We start from the raw sequence: 20,792 nt of genomic DNA, 5'->3' as shown, positions 1-20,792 counted from the left end.
TTCAGAAAAAAGTGATTGACATCAATCTGAGACTTCTTTATGATAAACGTATTCTTCATTCTGAAAATTACATACTTAACATTTTCTATCCAGAGAGGTGGAGGGACTGGCCCTATGAAACCTCGGCAACATTATTGTGCCAATTCCAGCAAGCGTCAGCTTGAAAGATAGGAAAGTAAGGTTTATACCGGCGTCTGACTGTAACAGGGCGTGCCTATATATGAATCTCTTTCCATCTTCGGAAAGAGATTTTTTTATGGCAAAATTTGATGAAAAGGATGTTTTGCACCATGACTGTTTTGGTTACAGCACCGTACAACGAAGAAGGACGAAAAGAGCTTCAAAAATTATTCGGCTCAGTTGCTTATCAATCCTGGAAGGAAAAAGGACGGGCATATAAGGAAGATGAACTCATTCAGCTATTAAAAGAATCCAACGCCACGGGCTTGATTACGGAGCTAGATCAAGTAACAGAAAGCGTATTTGCATCTGTTCCAGAACTTTCATTTATAGGCGTATGCAGGGGAATGCCGTCCAATGTGGATGTGGCAGCAGCGTCAAATAGAGGTATACCCGTCTTCTATACACCCGGGCGAAATGCACAAGCCGTTGCTGAAATGTTTATCGGAAATGTGATTTCCTTTCTCCGCCATACCAGTACCTCTAATCAATGGTTGAAGGATAGGAAGTGGGAAAGCGATTATTTGCAGGCTTATGTCAAATTTAAAGGGAATGAATTAACAGGAAAAACGGTCGGCATGGTTGGGTTCGGAGCAGTTGGGCAAAGGATTGCAAAACTGCTGACTGCGTTCGATTGTAAAATAAAGTATTACGATCCATATGTACAAGACGATCATCCTCAATATGAAAAAGTATCTCTTAAAACGGTGTTTTCAGACAGTGATATCGTTTCTGTTCATCTGCCTCGTACCGAGGAAACACTGGTACTTATTGATCGGACGTATTTTAATCTGATGAAAGAGAGTGCGATTTTCGTCAATACATCAAGAGCTGTTGTGGTAAACCGTGAAGATCTTCTATCTGTATTAAAAGAATATAAAATCAGAGGAGCGATTTTAGACGTTTTTTATCATGAACCCCCAGAAGAATCAGACTACGAATTCATTTCATTGCCTAATGTTCTGGCAACACCGCATCTCGCTGGAGCAACCTTTGAGGTGGAGGATCATCACGTGACGATTCTGAACGAAGCTCTCACAAAGTGGCAGGTTCAAAAAACACTTCATATTCCGACATTATATAACAAAGATGAACTAAAAACAGAGGGATAAGAAAGGAGGGTAACGTAATGAAAAAACAAAAAGGCTATCTCGTATTTGATATCGGCACAGGGAATGCGAGAGCAGCGGTCGTGAGTGTATCGGGCAGCGTTCTAACAGTTGAAAGGGAGGATATCGCGTATGCCGCCGAGGCGCTTTATCCGGACAGCCGTTATTTTTCTCCTCAGGTGCTGTGGAAGCAAGTAATGAAACTGGCAAAACGTGCGCTTTCCCGTTCAGGTGATATTGACATTATTGGTTTGACATCGACGAGTCAAAGACAGGGGATTGTGCTGATCGATCAAAACGGCGACTCTTTTCTCGGGCTGCCGAACATTGATAACCGCGGCCGTGAGTGGGAGGAGAGCATACCCAATCAGGAAGAGATATACAGTCGCACAGGCCGACTGCCGACTGCACTTTTTTCTGCGCTCAAGCTTTATGGTTTAAAACAGCGCCAGTCCTCTTTATGGGAAAAAACAGCGAGCTTTACAAGCATCAGTGATTGGGTGACATACCAGCTGAGCGGAATATTGACATATGAACCATCACAGGCAACTGAAACCCTGCTGTTTGACGTGAAGCAAAACACTTGGTCAAAAGAGATGTGCGGCAAATTCGGCTTTTCTCCATCCATCCTTCCGCCTCTTGTAAGAGCGGGAACAGCGATTGGAACGATAACACATGAGTATGCGTCCGAATTGGGCCTTTCTATACATGCAAAAGTGATAGCAGGGGGCGGAGATACACAGCTGGCTGTGAAAAGCACCGGCGCCGCGCTTGAGGACATTGTCATTGTATCAGGGACAACAACGCCGATTACCAAAATTACGGCTGATCATGACGACACAAAACATAAAGCCTGGCTGAACTGCCATACAGATCAAGGACATTGGCTTTTGGAAACGAATCCGGGGATTACCGGTTTGAATTATCAAAAATTAAAACAGATTTTTTATCCGAATGAATCGTACGAAGTGATGGAGGAGGAGATTTCTGCCCTTGCTAAGGGAGACAATGCATGTGTGGCGGCTCTCGGTTCTTATTTATCGTCAGAAAAAAATGCGTTAACGAGAGGCGGTTTTCTTTTTGATGCCCCGCTTTCAGCGCATTTAAACAGAGCACATTTTGTACGTGCGGCTCTGCAAGAGATCGCATTTTCGATTAAATGGAACTTTGACATATTAACAGAGGTTACACCGTTTGAACGTGACTATGTTTGGGTGTGCGGAGGTGGATTCCAAAGCAGAGCGCTCACTCAATATATCGCGGACCTTCTTCAGAAAAAAATTTATGTTCAAGAGGGATATCATCAGGCATCTGTCGTTGGTGCTGCAGTCATTTGCAACGAAACCTTTCAACTGATAGAGGAGATGTCAGCAAATGTTCGGGTGTTTGAACCGCAGGACTGCCAGATGGAATGGGCTTTATATGAGGAATGGAAGCAAACACAGCGCTTTTTTTCAGGTTCAGAAAGCGAAGTATTGATATAAGGCAGCATTTGCTGCTGTTTTGAGGAATGATCTAATTTTCGACTTTAACAAGGTAATACGGTAATTGATATACGCACCTAAGGAGGAGACAGATATGTTAGATAAAATTGGAATACCGAAACGGCTTGCCTGGGGGTTTTTAGGGGTTGTTTTGTTTATGATGGGAGACGGGCTGGAACAAGGCTGGCTCAGTCCTTTTCTGATCGAAAACGGGCTGAACATTCAGCAATCCGCTTCAATTTTTAGTATATACGGAATCGCGCTGGCCATTGCTTCCTGGTTTTCGGGTGTATGTCTTGAAGCATTCGGCGCAAAACGGACGATGTTTATGGGGCTGCTGTTTTATGTGATCGGTACAGCTGCCTTTATCGTATTTGGATTTGAACAGCTGAACCTTCCAGTGATGTATGTGACATACTTCGTAAAAGGGTTAGGCTACCCGCTTTTTGCTTATTCTTTCTTGACATGGGTCATTTACAGAACACCGCAAAACAAGCTAAGCACTGCTGTCGGCTGGTTTTGGATTGCATATTGCCTGGGCATGTTTGTGTTCGGTGCTTGGTACTCAAGCTACGCGATCAAAGCGTTCGGTTATTTGAATACGCTTTGGAGCTCTATTTTCTGGGTATGTCTTGGTGCATTCTTCGCATTGTTTATCAATAAAGACCGTTTTGAAAAGAAGAAAAGAAAAAGGTCAGAAACAGCTGAGGAGCTTTTAAAAGGGGTTACCATTCTTTTTACGAATCGGCGGGTGCTTACAGGCGGAATCATCAGAATCATCAATAGCATTGGTACATATGGTTTCCCGGTCTTTTTGCCGATTCACATGGCGCAGCATGGAATTTCAACCAATGTATGGCTGCAGATTTGGGGAACGATTTTTCTGGGGAACATTGTGTTTAACCTCATCTTTGGAATTGTCGGCGATAAGTTCGGCTGGAAAAATACCGTTATTTGGTTCGGCGGAGTCGGCTGCGGTATTTTCACCGTCCTATTATATTATGCACCTGTTTTCTCCGGAGGGAGTTTAGCGGTTGTCAGCGTGATCGGCTTTATTTGGGGAGGATTGCTGGCAGGTTATGTGCCGATCGGTGCAATTGTGCCGACGGTGGCCGGTAAAGATAAAGGAGCGGCCATGTCTGTACTGAATTTGGCTGCCGGTTTATCAGCGTTTGTCGGCCCCGCGCTCGCCTGGCTGTTCATCGGTCTTGTCGGTGCGCAAGGCGTCGTCTGGATCTTTGCAGTCCTTTATCTTGCGAGTGCGGTCATGACGAAATGCATTCATATACCTGAGGAAAAAGCAGTACAGGAGGAAACGTCTACTCAATATGCTTCTTAATCAGAAAGCGCCCTGTTACAGGGGCGCTTTTCGTCATTTGTTCGGTAATGCAAGGATCTCCGATACGAAATGCTTCTGAATTTTCGAGTGAGATGTAGAACTTCACTAAATAATATTAGACAACATGTTGACAATATACAGAGAAATGTTATGGTATTAAAGACAATATAATGTCTTTTTAGGAGGGGCATCGTGGATTATTCTAAAGAATTAAAAGATTTATTTTTAATGCAGCAGTCTTATGCTACACTTTTTTCTGTTTTAAACAAAATCCAATCAAGAGGGGATGATTACTATGAAATCTTAACGTCAAGACAATTTATGACGATGGTTGCCATCATGCATTTACCAGAAGAGGAAACGACATTCAACAACATTGCAAAAAAATTAGGCACTTCAAAACAAAACATCAACAGGCTTGTCAGCGGTATTGAAAAAAAAGGTTATGTCACCACTGTGCCAAGTAAACGCGACAAGCGAGCGGTTAATGTGAAGATTACCGATTCAGGAAAACGTGTCACAGAGGAATGCGGTGAAAAAGCGGTGTACTTTATGGCAGATCTATTTAAAGGGTTTTCTACGGAAGAGCTGGAAACATTATGGATTTTATTGAAGAAGCTATACAGTTTCGATGGAGAAGAACAGGATGGTTTTGAAGAAGATGCTGCTGATTTTGACATTGAACAAAATCGGGATCATTTGAAAACAAATTTAGTGCAGGAATTCGCAAAACGGAGAAAGTAAAAAGGAGAAACGTATGAACAACGTGGCGGCAGTAAAAGAGTTGAAAATGCAGTATGGAAACAAAACGGCGGTAGATGGGATTTCGTTTGAAGTGAGAGAGGGGGAAGTTCTCGGCTTACTAGGTCCAAATGGTGCAGGAAAAAGCACTACCATTCATATATTATCCGGGGTATTGTCGGCAAGTTCCGGAAACGTTACGATATTGGGCCATAATGTAAAAAAAAGGTCAAAGGAAATGAAGAAAGGCATCGGAATTGTTCCTCAAGATATTGCGATTTATGAGGAGATTTCCGCAGAGAAGAATGTTCGTTTTTTTGCGAGTCTTTATTATCTTAAAGGAGAAGAACTGAAAGCCCGGGTAAAAGAGGCTTTGGAGCTTGTGCAGCTATACGATCGGAAAGATGACAAGCCTAAGACGTTTTCGGGCGGGATGAAAAGAAGATTAAACATTGCGTGTGCCATTGCCCATCAGCCGAAATTGATTATCATGGATGAGCCCACCGTAGGAATCGATCCGCAATCCCGGCATCACATTTTAGAATCAATAAAAGAGCTGAGAACAAGAGGTGCGAGCATTATTTACTCGACACACTATATGGAAGAAGTCGAGGCCATTTCAGATCGCATTATGATTATGAATGAAGGAAGAATGATCGCTAATGGAACAAAAGAAGAGTTATACAGAAAAGTAAATAAAGAGATAACATACACTTTTCAGCTGAAACATGTTCAGCAATTCAATATAAATTCAATCAGAGGAATCAATGGAGTGACAGGAGTTGATTGCTCAGACAATCAACTGATAGTGACGGTTCGGCAGAATCAAGATCATCTGAGTGAAATGATTGAAAAATTGAGTGCGCAAGGCTGTAGCATCCTAAACATGCACAAAAAAGAGGCATCGTTAGAAACAGTATTTTTAGAGCTGACGGGAAGAAATTTAAGAGATTAGGAGAGCGAAATGAGTTTGTTAAAATTGATAACGTTTGATTTTATGAATATTGTAAGGAATCCGGTTCTTGTGATCGCCAATACGGCCTTTCCTTTCGTTCTCATTCTGGTCATGGGCTTTGTGACGAAAAACAGCTTTGGAGCAGGCGGGGTCAGTTCGTATGATTATTACGGCGTGAATATGATGATTTTTGCTGCAGCTTTGATCGCTATGACAGCCTCTAATACGTTTATGGAGGAAAAGGTGAAGAAAGCGAACCTCCGCATTGTATATGCGCCCGTTTCGACAACCGGTATTTATCTTTCTAAATTACTATCAACCTGGATATTCAGTGTCATTATGTACAGTGTGAATGTGTTGATCGCCCAGACGATTTTTCATTTGAACTTTGGCGGACAACATCTTCCGTATTTCATACTCTTATTGTATGTATTTTTATTTTTCGGCTGTTGTTTTGGAACAATGTTTTGCTGTTTGTTCAAAAATGAAGAACAGGCGAACGGGATCATGCAAATTCCGATAGCTTTTTTTGTTTTCTTTGGCGGTGTATTTTTCGGGATTCACAGATTTGGAGATACAGTCAATAACATATCACTTTTTTCTCCGGTTAAATGGGTAACAGAATGTTCATTTCTCCTCATTTATGATCACGATTTCAGTATGCTGCTGCCTGTTTTGTCAGGACTATTATTTGCTTCAATCATTTGTATTGCCGTTTCGCATGTTGTATTTAAGCCGGAGGGATATGTATGCTGAGTTTATTTCAAAACAGGTGGGAGCGAATCCTCACCAAAAAAGCCATTATCATCCTTGCAGTGATCATCATCCCTCTGATGATTGGCGTTGCGATTATGTTTTCCGGTAAGCCGGTTTTCAAAGAAACAATCGCTTTTGTAACAGATCAGGGCGACGTCCAGTATATGCCGAGTGATTCTGCATTTAGAGTGGTGACGGTGCATCAGAAGCCGAAGTTTTCTGATCTGGTGTTAGGGAAATATGCGGCTATCGTTGAAAAAAATCAACGCGAATACAAAGTGACCACTTTGAAAAGCAAAGCGGATCAAAAAATGATTCAGCAATTTTTCGAGACTGGAAAAATGCCAGGCAGCTATCGCGGAGAGGATGAATTAAGGACTGAACGGGGAACAGGAACGAATATATTAGGCTTTATCGTAATGCTTGTCTTGATGCAAGGTGTGGCATTAGCTTCGTTATATCCAGAAGACCGGATGCTTAGAACCTTCAGAAGAATTTTGGTGTCTCCTGTACATGTGGGGAAATATTTGCTTGTTCAGTTTATCTTTACGTTTTTATGTCTATACATACCTACTTACTTGGCCATCGTGATTACAAATGTATTCTTTCATGCTGAAATTGGTTTCCGTTTGGATGTTCTTGCTGGGTTACTGGGTATTCTTATAGTGCTTGCAACAGCATTCGCTATCTTTATGGCTTCCGTGATGGAGCGAAACATCAGTTTGATGGCGAGCGGTATCAGTGTGGTTACGTGTATATTGTCAGGCTGTTTTCTTTCTTTTGCTCCACATCATCCATTATTGAATGGCCTTTGTCCGATACTGCCGCAAAAAACGTATATGACTTTCATTCACGGGGTAGAAATGGGGCATACAATGTGGCAATACAAAACTCAGGTTGTCTATATTTTGATGTGGTCAGCTGTGTTTTGTTTCCTTGGAGGTTTTATTACAAGAAAAAGGGTCAATAAAGGAATTTATGAATAGGGGAGAAAGAACAAGAGATGTATAGGCCGCTATGCATCTCTTTGTTTTTTGTTAAAATCCGGAAGGCAGTGATCGAGAATTAAGGTGTCATATCGGACATTTTAAAGAGAAGAGAATGTCGTCCGTTCATTCGCTTGATTTTAAAATAGAATATACATTTGTATCATAAGGGATTCCATTTTGATACATATACTGTCTTAAGACGCCTTCTTTTTCGAATCCCATTTTTATGAGCAGTCGATTCGATGCTTCATTTTGGGTAAATACAACTGCGCTAATACGCGTCAGGCCAAGGCGAGCAAACCCGTAGGATACAGCCTCTGAAATGGCTTCTGATGCAAATCCGTTTCGCCAATGCGCCGGGATGATTTCATAACCGATCTCTGCACGCCTATGCTTTTTAGCCAAAGCGTGAAAGCCGATTGTTCCGATCAATTCTTTGGTGTCTCTTCTTTCCATTCCCCACCGTATACCGCGTTTTTCTTGATAAAGAGCGGCAAACGTTTGAACCATTGAAGTAGCCTCTTCTATAGATTCCATGTTTTCAAGTCCGTAATAGCGTGTCACTCCATGGTTTGAAAAACAAGCAAAAATGGCTTTTGCATCTTGATCTGTGATTTGCCTAAGTGTAAGCCGATCCGTTTCTAACACAGGAAACATTCAACCACTCCCCAAGTTTGTGTTTTTGTTTATCATATCCCTTTTATTTCCTCTTTTCTATAATGAATTCGAAACTGAGGAAGCAAAGGAATGAATTTGTCTTTCTAATTGCTCTTTGTTTTGCTAAACTGTTTCAAACGATGGCCGTTCACGCTTGATGGATGGGAGAAGCGATGAAGGCAGAAAAAGTTCCGGAGGCTGTGCTGGGTGAGCAGTAAGTCAATCGGACTTTGTAAGAGAAGGAGGAAGAGTATGTAGTTTCTCTGTGAATGCCTCTAAGCAACTGCGGTTTACAATCATGCGTAAGCCTTCTCAAAAAATGATATCCCATTGTCCATTCTGATCGTAACAACGGGATACCATTCATCTTTATCTGTTATTAAAATGTCGTGCCTGCCACACCTCTTTGACTGCTTGAGGAACTTTTTTCACTTCAGCTGCTGTCTGCTGAAAGGCGGTTTTTTTCATTTCGACATCCTGCTGAATCCTCTTTTGTTTTTGTGTCAGCAGCTGCGCCTCGGTTTTTAATCCTTTGACTTGTCTTTGCATAGCTTGCGTAACAGAGGTGAGCTCCTTTAGTGCAGGATCTATTTTTTTCTTGTTTTGAATCACATTAATCCCTAAGAAAATGATAGAAATAGCTAATACCGCGAGACTGATATAAACAATAACCATATGTTCACTCCTTTTCTTATGTCATTACCCTAATTTCGTTTTTTTAATCAAAAGACATCATATTTGCTCAGTACGTTTGATTTGCGTATTGGATCTTTTGTACTTATAATGTGGTATCGTACATATGTAAACAAAGAAAGGGTGCTTCAATTGCAAAGTTTACAAAATAAAACTGCTCTTATCACGGGCGGAGGCAGAGGAATTGGCCGCGCTACAGCTCTTGCGCTTGCGAAAGAAGGCGTGAATATCGGGTTAATCGGCCGGACTGCCGAAAATGTTGAAAAAGTGGCAGAAGAAGTCAAAGCGCTTGGTGTAAAAGCTGCATTTGCCGCTGCGGATGTAAAAGATGCAGAGCAGGTTAGCCATGCTGTAGCTCAAGTGAAGGAACAGATCGGTGATATCGATATCCTCATTAATAACGCTGGAATCAGCAAATTTGGCGGCTTCTTAGATCTGTCAGCTGATGAGTGGGAAAATATTATACAAGTCAACCTGATGGGTGTGTACCATGTCACTCGCGCGGTGCTTCCGGAAATGATCGAACGCAAAGCCGGAGACATCATTAATATTTCGTCTACAGCGGGCCAAAGAGGAGCAGCTGTGACAAGTGCTTACAGCGCTTCTAAATTTGCGGTTCTCGGATTAACAGAGTCTCTTATGCAAGAAGTGAGAAAGCATAATATCAGAGTGAGCGCGTTAACACCAAGCACTGTCGCTAGTGATATGTCTATTGAATTGAATTTAACAGACGGTAATCCTGAAAAGGTGATGCAGCCAGAGGATCTTGCTGAATACATGGTGGCACAATTGAAATTAGATCCGCGAATTTTTATTAAAACAGCAGGATTATGGTCAACTAATCCGTAAAAATGTGAAGCTTGTCTTTCGACAGGCTTTTTTTGTTTGATATCATCCGTGTTAATAAATGGTTAACGGCAAAGTCGTTTTATTCATTTTAATTTGATGATACCAGTGAAAATCTGTTATAATAGAACTAAAAAAACTATGTACTAAATATTCATAAAGATTTGTTAGTCCGCTCCACTTATAAACACTAAATATAAGATTTCTGCAATATCAGTCTTTAATATAAAGAAGGAAAACAAAAGAATAAATTGAATATTTAGTACATCGTGTTTTCAGTGACAGAAGAAGGGGGTGCCTATGATGAAAGAGGAAAAAAGGAGTTCAACAGGCTTTTTAGTCAAACAGCGCGCATTTTTGAAACTTTATATGATCACAATGACAGAGCAAGAGAGACTTTACGGCTTAAAGCTGCTTGAAGTGCTTCGATCTGAATTTAAAGAGATTGGTTTTAAGCCAAATCATACAGAAGTTTACCGGTCTTTGCACGAGCTTCTTGATGACGGGATATTAAAGCAGATCAAAGTAAAAAAAGAAGGGGCTAAGCTCCAAGAAGTCGTCCTCTATCAATTTAAAGATTACGAAGCTGCCAAACTATATAAAAAACAGCTGAAGGTTGAGCTGGATCGCTGTAAAAAATTGATTGAAAAAGCGCTCTCAGATAACTTTTAAGATAAACAAACACCCGGCTAAGCAGTGTCCATTGGGTGTTTTTGCTTTACAGTATACATATTTGTCGAAAAGAAACAATACAAATCAATGATGACCTTCTTACTTGACAACATTTCCTCACGTGGTAACATTTTAAACGTGTGAAAATGCGAACAAAAAAGCGAACAAAGGAGATGTTACCGATCTTTGATCAAAAAAAAGTAGCCTTTATAGGAGCAGGATCTATGGCGGAAGGAATGATATCAGGTATCGTTCGTGCCAACAAAATCCCGAAACAGAACATCTGCGTTACAAACCGCAGCAATACAGAGCGATTAGCTGAACTTGAACTTCAATATGGAATCAAAGGCGCTGCACCGAATGAATTATGTATTGAAGACATGGATGTGCTCGTGTTGGCAATGAAGCCAAAAGACGCCGAAAGCGCTCTGTCATCACTAAAATCACGTATTCAACCCCATCAATTAATATTGTCGGTCCTTGCCGGCATAACCACCTCTTTTATTGAACAATCATTGCTTAATCAACAGCCGGTTGTCAGAGTGATGCCCAATACATCCAGTATGATCGGCGCTTCTGCAACGGCCCTTGCGCTTGGCGAGCATGTGACAGGAGACCTGAAAATTCTGGCCGAAGCATTGCTCGGATGCATGGGTGAAGTCTATACAATCGAAGAAGATCAAATGGACATATTCACCGGAATTGCCGGCAGCGGCCCCGCGTATTTTTATTATTTAATGGAATTCATTGAGAAGGCAGGCGAGGAAGCAGGCCTTGATAAACAGTTGTCACGAAGCATCGGCGCACAGACGCTTTTGGGTGCCGCAAAAATGCTCATGGAAACAGGAGAACAGCCTGAGGTTTTAAGAGACAATATCACGTCGCCGAACGGAACGACAGCTGCCGGGCTGCAAGCCTTGAAACAGAGCGGCGGCGGAGAAGCGATTTCTCAAGCGATTAAACATGCGGCTGAGCGATCAAAGGAAATCAGCGACAATATCGAAAAAACAGCGGCCCCGCTGTCAGGAGTGGTAAAGTGACGGCTGATATAAACATGAAAAGAGTCGTTGTGAAGATTGGAAGCAGTTCATTAACAAGTCTTCACGGAGAAATCAGCATTCGGAAATTAGAAGCATTGGTCGACCAGGTCGTCAAACTAAAAGACGCCGGCTATGAAGTCATTTTGGTTTCGTCAGGAGCAGTGGCGGCGGGATATCGAAAACTCGGATTTATCCAAAGACCCGAGAAGCTTCCCGAAAAACAAGCATCGGCTTCAATCGGGCAGGGCCTGCTGATGGAAGCATATTCAAAGCTGTTTTTGGCGCATGGTTATGTTGCATCCCAAATTTTAATTACGAGAAGCGATTTTTCTGATGAATATCGATATAATAATGTCCGGAATACAATGAATGTACTGCTTGAACGCGGCATCATCCCGATTATAAACGAAAATGATACAGTTACCGTCAATCGGCTCAAGTTTGGCGACAATGATACGCTTGCAGCAAAAGTCGCGGGATTAATCGATGCGGATATGCTTGTGATTTTATCAGATATCGACGGATTATATGACGGCAATCCGCGCACAAATCCAGAAGCGAAAAGGATGAAGCTGGTGAATGAGATAACGCCCGATATCGAAGCATGCGCAGGTGACACTGGAAGCGACGTTGGTACCGGCGGCATGCGCTCCAAGCTTGATGCGTTTAAAATTGTAATGGCATCCGGCATTAAAGGATTTCTTGGTCAGGCAGATGCTGATGATATTTTATATCAAGCCGTTCATGAAGAGGCTGAAGGCACTTATTTTGAAGCTGAGGGGACGCTTCCGTTGAATCGTAAGGAGCAGTGGATCGCTTTTAATTCCGGTCCTGAAGGTGAAATGATTTTATCAGATGATTATTCACGAAAAATAACAAACGGGCAATCGAGTTTATATCTGGACGGTGTACAGGAGATTAAAGGAAAATTCAAGAACGGATCAGTTGTCAGGCTGATGGATTCGCAAGGGGCAGAAATCGGGCTCGGAATCGTCAATTATTCTTCTGTACAGCTTCAAGAACCCGACAAGAAAAAAGAACTGATGAACAAAGCGGTCATTGATCAGGAAGCATTTGTATGCCATGTTGATTTATCTTTGCCTGTCTATTAATTAAAAACATTTACCAAAGCAAAAAACCCGAAGCTTCTTTATCGAAGCTCGGGTTGATTTTTTATTGATACTGCTCCAGCTTAGAGAAGAATTGAATAACAAACTCATAAAAGTCATTCGCAGACGGCGCAAGTTCTCTGTTTTTCGGTTTAATAATCCCGACAGTCCGTTTCACTTGAGGGAACTCAATTGGAATCTTCACAGTAAAACGAGGTGTCGTTTCAGCAAATGTGCTTTCCGGCAGGAGAGTAACGCCCATTCCAGCGGAAACCAATCCCTTGATGGCATCCAAATCCTCACCCTCCGTAGAAACAAGAGGAGCAAAGCCGGCTTGTTTGCAAGCATCAATCGCCATTTTTCTAAGCACAAATCCTTCCGGGAACAATACAAATTGGTCGTTTCGTAAATCGATTAACTGAACCGTTTTTTGTTTGGCAAGCGGATGATTTAATGGAACAAGCGCGTAAATTTTTTCTGTGAATAAAATGTTTCCTGTTATGTCAGGAAAATTCGTCGGCACCGGCCCTAATAAGGCCAAATCAATATCGCGGTTTCTGACAGCTTCAATCAGAAACTTATAGGAGCCTTGGCGCAGCAAAAATTCGACGTGCGGATATTCTTCTTTAAATGCTGAAATGACAGTCGGCAAAAGCTGGCTCGCGAGGCTTGTAGGAAAACCAATCTTTACCGTTCCGCGATGCGGGTCGAGATACTCATCAATTTGTTCTTTCGCATATTCGATGGCTTTCATCGCCGTTTTCACATGAATCAAAAATTCTTTCCCGATTGGCGTGAGTTTGATATTTCTCCCTTCACGCTCAAATAAAGTCACATTTAATTCTTCTTCAAGATTTGCAATTTGTCTGCTGATTGCTGATTGGGCCACATGCAAATGATCAGCGGCTTCTGAAACGTGTTCTCTTTCAGCCACTTCCGTAAAATAACGCAGTTGGCGCAGCTCCATGTTTATCTCACATCCATCTATCTCATTTTGAGATTCTTTTGATCTAAATTATATATTGTTTATATCGTTTTGAAAACCTACAATGATTATAGAGTGTTAGATTTTATGACCGGTATTATCGGAAATTGATCGGGGGAGAGGAATTATGACGTACAATCAAATGCCGAAAGCTCAAGGTCTCTACCGTCCTGAATTTGAACATGATGCATGCGGAATCGGACTATACGCGCACTTAAAGGGCAAAGCGACTCATGACATCGTCAAACAAGGGCTTAAGATGCTTTGTCAGCTAGACCACAGAGGAGGCCAAGGCAGTGATCCGGATACAGGAGACGGTGCCGGCTTACTGGTTCAAATCCCTGATGCTTTCTTTAGAAAAGAGTGCAAAGACATCAATCTGCCGGAAAAAGGGCGTTACGGGGTAGGAATGGTCTTTTTCTCACAGAAGGAAGAAGAAAGAAAAAAAATCGAAAAACAAATCAATGCACTGATTGAACAAGAAGGCCAAGCCGTTCTTGGATGGAGAACTGTACCTATAAATGTCGGAAAAATCGGAACAGTAGCGCAAAAAAGCTGTCCGTTTGTCCGTCAGGTATTTATCGGTGCAAGTTCTGACCTGAAGGATAACTTGTCTTTTGAACGAAAATTGTATGTCATTCGTAAACAGGCTGAAAACTGGGGAGTAAAGGAAGGTCTTGATTTTTATTTTGCCAGTCTTTCAAGCCAGACCATTGTTTACAAAGGCCTTTTAACACCTGAACAAGTTGATGCGTTTTATTCTGATTTGCAAGATGAAGCGTTCGTTTCTGCTTTTTCGCTTGTTCATTCACGCTTCAGCACCAACACATTCCCTACATGGGAAAGAGCGCATCCAAACCGCTATCTGGTTCACAACGGTGAAATCAACACCCTTCGCGGAAACATCAACTGGATGCGAGCGCGTGAGCAGCAATTTGTATCTGAAAACTTCGGAGAGGACTTGAACAAGATTCTGCCGATTTTGAATGCTGACGGCAGTGACTCTTCCATTTTGGATAACGCATTTGAATTTTTTGTGATGGCTGGACGCAAACCGGCGCATACAGCAATGATGCTCATTCCTGAGCCGTGGACGGAAAATACGCATATGTCTAAGGAAAAAAGAGCGTTTTATGAGTACCATAGTTCTTTGATGGAGCCTTGGGACGGACCGACAGCCATTTCATTTACTGACGGTAAACAAATCGGTGCGGTCCTTGACCGGAATGGTCTCCGTCCGGCGCGTTATTATGTAACCAAAGATGATTATATTATTTTCTCATCTGAAGTAGGCGTTATTGAAGTAGAACAGGAAAACGTTTTATATAAAAATCGCCTTGAACCTGGAAAAATGCTTTTAATCGACCTGGAAGAAGGCCGTATTATCTCGGATGAAGAAGTCAAAACAGAAATTGCAACTGAGTACCCGTACCAAAAGTGGCTTGAAGAAGAGCTTGTCCAAGTGAATCCTGATCCGGAAACAAGAGAGGAAGAACAGTTTACAGATCTTCTTACTCGGCAGAAGGCATTCGGATACACATATGAAGATATCCAAAAATATTTAATTCCTGTCATTAAAGAAGGCAAAGATCCTCTCGGTTCAATGGGGAATGACTCGCCGCTTGCTGTCCTGTCAGACCGCGCGCAATCACTGTTTAACTACTTTAAGCAGCTGTTTGCACAAGTAACGAACCCGCCAATCGACGCGATTCGTGAACAGCTTGTAACTTCTACAATGACTTGGCTCGGCGCAGAAGGCGATCTTCTTCACCCGAGTGAACGAAACGTTCGCCGGATTAAATTGTATACACCTGTTTTATCCAATGAACAGTTTTACGCATTGAAAACGATCGTTCATCCTGATTTAAAAAGCCAAAAAATCGACGTGCTGTTTTCAGAGGATCTTGAACGCGGATTAAAGGACATGTTCACACAGGCTGAGAAAGCTATCAGCCAAGGTGTAAGTCTATTAATTTTATCAGATAAAAAGATGAACGAACGCCTGACACCAATTCCGCCGCTTCTGGCAGTCAGCGCGCTGCATCAGCATTTAATCCGCAAAGGGCTGCGTACGAAAGTCAGCATTATTGTGGAATCAGGAGAAGCGCGTGAAGTGCATCACTTCGCATCACTAATCGGTTATGGTGCGGATGCGATAAACCCTTATCTCGCTTATGCGACCTACAAGCAGGAAATTGATGAAGGCCGTTTGGATATCAGCTATGAAGAAGCGGTCAGCAAATATGGAAAAAGCATTACTGAAGGTGTCGTCAAAGTCATGTCCAAGATGGGGATTTCAACTGTACAAAGCTACAGAGGCGCCCAAATCTTTGAGGCGGTAGGTATCAGCCATGATGTGATTGACCGCTATTTCACAGGAACAGCATCACAGCTCGGCGGCATCGACTTGAAAACAATTGCCGAAGAGGCGCAGCGCCGCCACCGGGAAGCGTATCAGGATGATTACAGCAAAACGCTTGAACCGGGAAGTGACTTCCAATGGAGAAACGGCGGGGAGCATCACGCGTTTAATCCGAAAACGATTCACACCTTACAATGGGCGTGCCGCAGAAATGATTACAATTTGTTTAAGCAGTATACAAAAGCGGCAGATGAAGAACGCATCGGATTTTTACGGAACTTGTTCGCATTTGGGGGAAACGGCAAGCCGCTGAAATTGGAGGAAGTCGAATCCGCTGAATCGATTGTCAAACGCTTTAAAACGGGTGCAATGTCATTTGGATCCTTGAGTAAGGAAGCGCACGAAGCTTTAGCGATCGCAATGAACCGTCTTGGCGGAAAAAGCAACAGCGGTGAAGGCGGAGAAGATCCAAAACGCTTTGTTCCAGATGAAAACGGCGATGACAGAAGAAGCGCGATCAAACAAATTGCATCTGGACGTTTCGGTGTCAAGAGTCATTACCTTGTCAATGCAGATGAGCTGCAAATTAAAATGGCGCAGGGTGCTAAACCGGGTGAAGGCGGACAGCTGCCTGGCAACAAGGTCTATCCTTGGGTTGCCGATGTCCGCGGGTCAACGCCTGGTGTCGGATTAATCTCACCTCCGCCGCACCATGACATTTATTCGATTGAGGATTTAGCCCAGCTGATTCACGATTTGAAAAATGCCAACCGAGACGCAAGAATCAGCGTGAAGCTGGTATCAAAAGCAGGCGTAGGGACAATCGCTGCAGGTGTCACCAAAGCGACTGCCGATGTCATTGTAATCAGCGGTTACGACGGTGGTACAGGCGCCTCTCCGAAAACCAGTATTAAACATACAGGGCTTCCGTGGGAGCTTGGCCTCGCAGAAGCACATCAAACATTAATGCTGAACGGACTTCGTGAACGTGTTGTATTAGAAACAGACGGAAAGCTCATGACGGGCCGCGATGTTATTATGGCTGCTTTGCTTGGTGCCGAAGAATTCGGTTTCGCAACGGCTCCGTTAGTTGTACTCGGTTGTGTCATGATGCGTGCCTGCCACTTGGATACATGTCCTGTCGGGGTAGCGACACAAAATCCAGAACTTCGTAAAAAGTTCATGGGAGATCCTGATCATATTGTGAACTATATGCTGTTCATTGCTGAAGAAGTTCGTGAGTATATGGCTGCGTTAGGCTTCAAGACATTTGATGAAATGATCGGCCGCACTGACGTACTCAATGTGAGTGAACGGGCGAAGAGGCATTGGAAGGCAAGCCAACTTGATTTGTCTACCCTGCTTTATCAGCCTGAAGGCGTACGGACGTTCCAATCGCCGCAAAATCATAAAATTGATGAATCACTAGATATTACAGCGATTCTCCCGGTCGTCCAAGAAGCTATCGAGTCTGGAAAAGAAGCGGATGTTTCTCTCGGAATTAACAATACAAACCGTGTAGCCGGAACGATCACAGGCAGTGAAATTTCGAAACGTTATGGAGAAGAAGGACTTCGGGAAGATACGATCAAGCTGCAGTTTACCGGATCAGCCGGACAAAGCTTTGGAGCCTTTGTTCCTAAAGGGATGACGCTTTATTTGGACGGAGACTCAAATGATTATGTCGGAAAAGGGCTTTCTGGCGGAAAAATCATCGTCAAGTCACCGGAACAATTCAATTCCACGTCAGATGACAATGTCATTATCGGCAACGTGGCGTTCTACGGCGCGACAAGCGGGGAAGCTTATATTAACGGACGTGCTGGTGAACGCTTTGCTGTTCGGAACAGCGGTGTGAACGTGGTTGTAGAAGGTATCGGCGATCATGGCTGTGAATACATGACTGGCGGCAGTGTTGTCGTTCTCGGTGATGTAGGCAAAAACTTCGCGGCAGGTATGTCCGGCGGAATCGCTTATGTATTGGCCGAAGATGCAAAAGCGTTTAAACGCAAATGCAACCTCGAGATGATTTTATTTGAATCATTAGTGAATGAGAAAGAAATCCAGCAAGTCAAAGTAATGCTTGAAAAACATACTGCTTATACAAACAGCAAAAAAGCGGCAGACCTGTTAGACCAATGGGAAGACAGCGTGAACAAATTTGTCAAAGTCATTCCGAAAAACTATAAACAAATGCTCGCAAGCATCGAAGAGCAAAAAGCTGCAGGTTTATCAGATGAAGAAGCTGTCATGTACGCATTTGAAGCCAACACGAAACCAAAGCAGAATACAGCGTCAGCGGGACAAAAACAAGCGGTAGTACAGTAAGAAAGGGGAGAGGAATATGGGGAAGCCAACTGGATTTATGGAAATCAAACGAGAAAAACCTGCTGAGCGGGACCCTCTCACTCGCTTAAAGGATTGGAAAGAATATTCTGCTCCTTTTTCAGAAGAAGCATCGAAACGGCAAGGGGCGCGGTGTATGGATTGCGGCACACCGTTTTGCCAGATCGGTGCGGACATTAACGGATTTACATCCGGCTGTCCGATTTACAACTTGATTCCTGAGTGGAATGATCTTGTCTACCGGGGCAGATGGAAAGAAGCATTGGAGCGTCTTTTGAAAACAAACAACTTTCCTGAATTCACAGGGCGGGTATGTCCCGCTCCTTGTGAAGGATCATGTACATTAGCGATTTCTGACCCGGCGGTATCAATTAAAAACATAGAGCGGTCCATAATCGACAAAGGATTTGAGAACGGCTGGATTCAGCCTAAAATTCCTAAAAAACGAACAGGCAAAAAAGTGGCCGTTGTCGGGTCGGGCCCAGCCGGACTGGCGAGTGCTGACCAGCTGAATCAAGCGGGACATTCCGTCACTGTTTTTGAACGCTCAGACAGAGCGGGCGGTCTTTTAACATACGGTATTCCGAACATGAAGCTTGAGAAGGGCATTGTAGAACGCCGGGTTAAATTGCTGACGCAAGAAGGAATTGATTTTGTCACGAACACAGAAATCGGCGTTGACATTACAGCTGATGAGCTGAAGGAGCAATTTGATGCTGTGATTCTGTGCACAGGCGCTCAAAAACAGCGGGATCTATTAATTGAAGGACGCGACTCAAAAGGAGTCCATTACGCGATGGACTACCTGACACTCGCAACAAAAAGCTATTTAGATTCTAACTTTAAAGACAAGCAATTCATTGATGCCAAAGGGAAAGATGTCATTGTAATCGGAGGCGGAGATACAGGAGCTGACTGTGTGGCCACTGCTCTGCGGCAAAAAGCCAAAAGCGTGCACCAATTCGGCAAACACCCGAAACTTCCGCCAGCCCGCACGAATGACAATATGTGGCCTGAACAGCCGCACGTTTTTACACTCGAATACGCGTATGAAGAAGCGGAAGCAAAATTCGGAAGAGATCCGAGAGAATACTCGATTCAAACGAAAAAATTGGTTGCGGATAAAAATGGCAAGTTGAAAGAACTGCATACCATTCAAATGGAAAAAGTGAAAAATGAGCATGGAAAATACGAGTTCCGCGAGCTGCCTGGAACGGAAAAAGTATGGCCTGCTCAGCTTGTTTTCATTGCTATCGGCTTTGAAGGTACAGAACAGCCGCTGTTGAAACAGTTTGGTGTTGATTCTGTAAATAACAAAATCAGCGCAACATATGGGGATTATCAAACAAATATCGATGGCGTATTTGCCGCAGGGGATGCAAGAAGAGGTCAAAGCTTAATCGTATGGGCGATTAATGAGGGCCGTGAAGTGGCGCGCGAAGTGGATCGATATTTAATGGGGAGTTCAGTTCTTCCGTAAATAAAGGGGATTATCATATAAGAGAAACCGGTCTGTTTGAACAGCCGGTTTCTTTTTTATTTCATTACGATTCCGATATTCCCAAACTGTCTGCCTTCCTGCATTCTGGTATATGCTTCACATGCTCTTTCTAAAGGATATGTGCTGTCAAGTACAGGACGCAGCTGGTGTTTTTCAATGAAAGTGAGCATATCGTGAAATTCTTCACAGCTTCCCATCGAGGTTCCCAATACATTGATCTGAGGAAAGAATAAAGAACGCATCGGAAAACTGAGGACATCACCTGAGCTTGCCCCAAAGCTGACAATACGGCCGTTCGGTTTTACATGGCGGAAATATTCCGAAAAGAGGGCGGGGCCTATACTGTCAAGAACCACATCAACATTTTCTCCATGCAAATGTTCATCCCAATTGCTGTAGCTATCAAATGCGTAATCAGCACCTAATTGCAGCGCTTTTTTTCTTTTCTTCTCACTGCGGGAGGTCACGCTTACTGTCGCCCCGATCGCTTTAGCCATGAAGAGCGCATAGGTTGCAACACCGCTGCCGATGCCAGGTATCAATAGATGCTCGCCTTTTTTCAATTGGGCTTTTGTGAAAAGGGCCCGATAAGCGGTTAAAGCAGATAAAGGTAAAACGCCTGCTTCTTCCCAGGATAAATAAGAAGGTTTTTTGATCGCATTTTGTGAAGGGATGATCACATATTCAGCAAGTGTTCCGTCAGAAGGGCCTCCCAGAATCTCCGGAACAGACGGTACATTTTCTGTCAAATCCCAGTTCAGTGTCGGGAAAATAATCACTTCAGTTTGAACTGCAACGTTTTTCACGCCTTCACCGACCTCTTCAATGATACCCGCGCCGTCAGACCCCAGTGTCACATGAGGATCTTGTTCAGAGTTGTTTTTCATAAGAAACAAGTCGCGATGGTTTAGACCTGCAGATTTTAATTTTACCTTTACCTCGCCGTATCCGGGCTGTTTTGATGGAACGTCTTGAAACGATACCCCCAGAAGTCCGGCTTTCCCGTTGTGAATTACAGCCTTCATGCT

At 43.2% G+C, this 20,792-nt stretch carries 17 protein-coding genes, 1 pseudogene and 1 riboswitch; of the genes and pseudogenes, 13 read left to right on the top strand and 5 right to left on the bottom strand.

The genetic code is table 11. The features are described from left to right. Positions 1-82: 82 nt before the first annotated feature. Positions 83-174: riboswitch (SAM riboswitch) on the top strand. A gap of 95 nt (positions 175-269) precedes the next feature. The 7 genes from ACY3LV_RS19775 to ACY3LV_RS19745 all read left to right on the top strand — a co-directional run bounded on the left by ACY3LV_RS19775 (position 270) and on the right by ACY3LV_RS19745 (position 7,550). Beyond that, positions 270-1,292 carry a 2-hydroxyacid dehydrogenase gene (locus tag ACY3LV_RS19775; protein WP_464864374.1) on the top strand — a complete coding sequence of 341 codons (1,023 nt, stop codon included), beginning with the start codon at positions 270-272 and terminating at the stop codon, positions 1,290-1,292. Between the two features lie 17 nt (positions 1,293-1,309). Then, positions 1,310-2,773 (top strand): FGGY-family carbohydrate kinase, encoded by a 1,464-nt coding sequence (locus ACY3LV_RS19770; RefSeq protein ID WP_464864373.1) that lies wholly within the window; start codon positions 1,310-1,312, stop codon positions 2,771-2,773. A gap of 94 nt (positions 2,774-2,867) precedes the next feature. Next, the gene (locus ACY3LV_RS19765) at positions 2,868-4,112 is read left to right on the top strand and encodes an RbtT/DalT/CsbX family MFS transporter (RefSeq protein WP_464864372.1); all 1,245 of its coding nucleotides are present in this window, start codon (positions 2,868-2,870) and stop codon (positions 4,110-4,112) included. A 192-nt stretch (positions 4,113-4,304) separates the two neighbouring features. After that, positions 4,305-4,856 carry a MarR family winged helix-turn-helix transcriptional regulator gene (locus tag ACY3LV_RS19760; RefSeq protein ID WP_148961661.1) on the top strand — a complete coding sequence of 184 codons (552 nt, stop codon included), beginning with the start codon at positions 4,305-4,307 and terminating at the stop codon, positions 4,854-4,856. A gap of 13 nt (positions 4,857-4,869) precedes the next feature. Continuing rightward, positions 4,870-5,808, top strand: a complete 939-nt coding sequence (locus ACY3LV_RS19755; RefSeq protein ID WP_464864371.1) for an ABC transporter ATP-binding protein — start codon at positions 4,870-4,872, stop codon at positions 5,806-5,808. Between the two features lie 9 nt (positions 5,809-5,817). Next, positions 5,818-6,564, top strand: coding sequence for an ABC transporter permease (locus tag ACY3LV_RS19750; RefSeq protein ID WP_464864370.1), 747 nt, complete (start codon positions 5,818-5,820; stop codon positions 6,562-6,564). Further along, a complete protein-coding gene (locus ACY3LV_RS19745; RefSeq protein ID WP_464864369.1) occupies positions 6,558-7,550 on the top strand; it encodes an ABC transporter permease in 993 nt (330 codons plus the stop codon). Before ACY3LV_RS19750 ends, ACY3LV_RS19745 begins: the two co-directional genes overlap by 7 nt. A 126-nt stretch (positions 7,551-7,676) precedes the next feature. Here the strand turns inward: ACY3LV_RS19745 and ACY3LV_RS19740 are convergent, their stop codons facing one another. The 3 genes and pseudogenes from ACY3LV_RS19740 to ACY3LV_RS19730 all read right to left on the bottom strand — a co-directional run bounded on the left by ACY3LV_RS19740 (position 7,677) and on the right by ACY3LV_RS19730 (position 8,885). Further along, positions 7,677-8,210, bottom strand: a complete 534-nt coding sequence (locus tag ACY3LV_RS19740) for a GNAT family N-acetyltransferase (protein ID WP_464864368.1) — start codon at positions 8,208-8,210, stop codon at positions 7,677-7,679. 43 nt (positions 8,211-8,253) lie between these two features. After that, positions 8,254-8,431, bottom strand: a pseudogene (locus ACY3LV_RS19735) (hypothetical protein); the annotation flags it as partial. A gap of 148 nt (positions 8,432-8,579) precedes the next feature. Beyond that, positions 8,580-8,885: a DUF948 domain-containing protein gene (locus ACY3LV_RS19730; protein ID WP_464864367.1), complete on the bottom strand. Its 306-nt coding sequence runs from the start codon at positions 8,883-8,885 to the stop codon at positions 8,580-8,582. Positions 8,886-9,035: 150 nt separating this feature from the next. On the opposite strand from ACY3LV_RS19730, the gene ACY3LV_RS19725 reads away from it, so the two are divergent. From ACY3LV_RS19725 to proB, 4 genes are all read left to right on the top strand, one after another. Further along, a complete protein-coding gene (locus tag ACY3LV_RS19725) occupies positions 9,036-9,752 on the top strand; it encodes a 3-ketoacyl-ACP reductase (RefSeq protein ID WP_148961667.1) in 717 nt (238 codons plus the stop codon). A gap of 300 nt (positions 9,753-10,052) precedes the next feature. Continuing rightward, positions 10,053-10,421, top strand: coding sequence for a replication termination protein (rtp, locus tag ACY3LV_RS19720; protein ID WP_003220337.1), 369 nt, complete (start codon positions 10,053-10,055; stop codon positions 10,419-10,421). Positions 10,422-10,567: 146 nt separating this feature from the next. Next, on the top strand, positions 10,568-11,461 hold the full coding sequence (gene proC, locus ACY3LV_RS19715; RefSeq protein WP_333519548.1) for a pyrroline-5-carboxylate reductase: 894 nt from the start codon (positions 10,568-10,570) through the stop codon (positions 11,459-11,461). After that, complete coding sequence (gene proB, locus ACY3LV_RS19710; protein ID WP_148961669.1) at positions 11,458-12,573, top strand: glutamate 5-kinase; 1,116 nt, start codon at positions 11,458-11,460, stop codon at positions 12,571-12,573. The genes proC and proB overlap by 4 nt, the downstream gene beginning before the upstream one ends. 61 nt (positions 12,574-12,634) lie before the next feature. Here proB and gltC read toward each other — a convergent pair whose 3' ends face one another. Further along, complete coding sequence (gltC, locus tag ACY3LV_RS19705; protein WP_087991902.1) at positions 12,635-13,537, bottom strand: glutamate biosynthesis transcriptional regulator GltC; 903 nt, start codon at positions 13,535-13,537, stop codon at positions 12,635-12,637. Positions 13,538-13,682: 145 nt separating this feature from the next. Here gltC and gltB point away from each other — a divergent pair, with 145 nt between their 5' ends. Continuing rightward, positions 13,683-18,245, top strand: coding sequence for a glutamate synthase large subunit (gene gltB / locus ACY3LV_RS19700; protein WP_464864366.1), 4,563 nt, complete (start codon positions 13,683-13,685; stop codon positions 18,243-18,245). 16 nt (positions 18,246-18,261) lie between these two features. Further along, positions 18,262-19,743, top strand: a complete 1,482-nt coding sequence (gltD, locus tag ACY3LV_RS19695; protein WP_087991904.1) for a glutamate synthase small subunit — start codon at positions 18,262-18,264, stop codon at positions 19,741-19,743. A gap of 56 nt (positions 19,744-19,799) precedes the next feature. On the opposite strand, the gene ACY3LV_RS19690 is transcribed toward gltD, so the two are convergent. Continuing rightward, the gene (locus ACY3LV_RS19690; protein WP_464864365.1) at positions 19,800-20,789 is read right to left on the bottom strand and encodes a zinc-binding dehydrogenase; all 990 of its coding nucleotides are present in this window, start codon (positions 20,787-20,789) and stop codon (positions 19,800-19,802) included. Between the last annotated feature and the right edge of the window lie 3 nt (positions 20,790-20,792).

Source organism: Bacillus sp. 11C (genome assembly GCF_055486375.1).
Note: the sequence above shows the minus strand (reverse complement) of the source record. Positions and strands in the feature narration are given on the sequence as shown.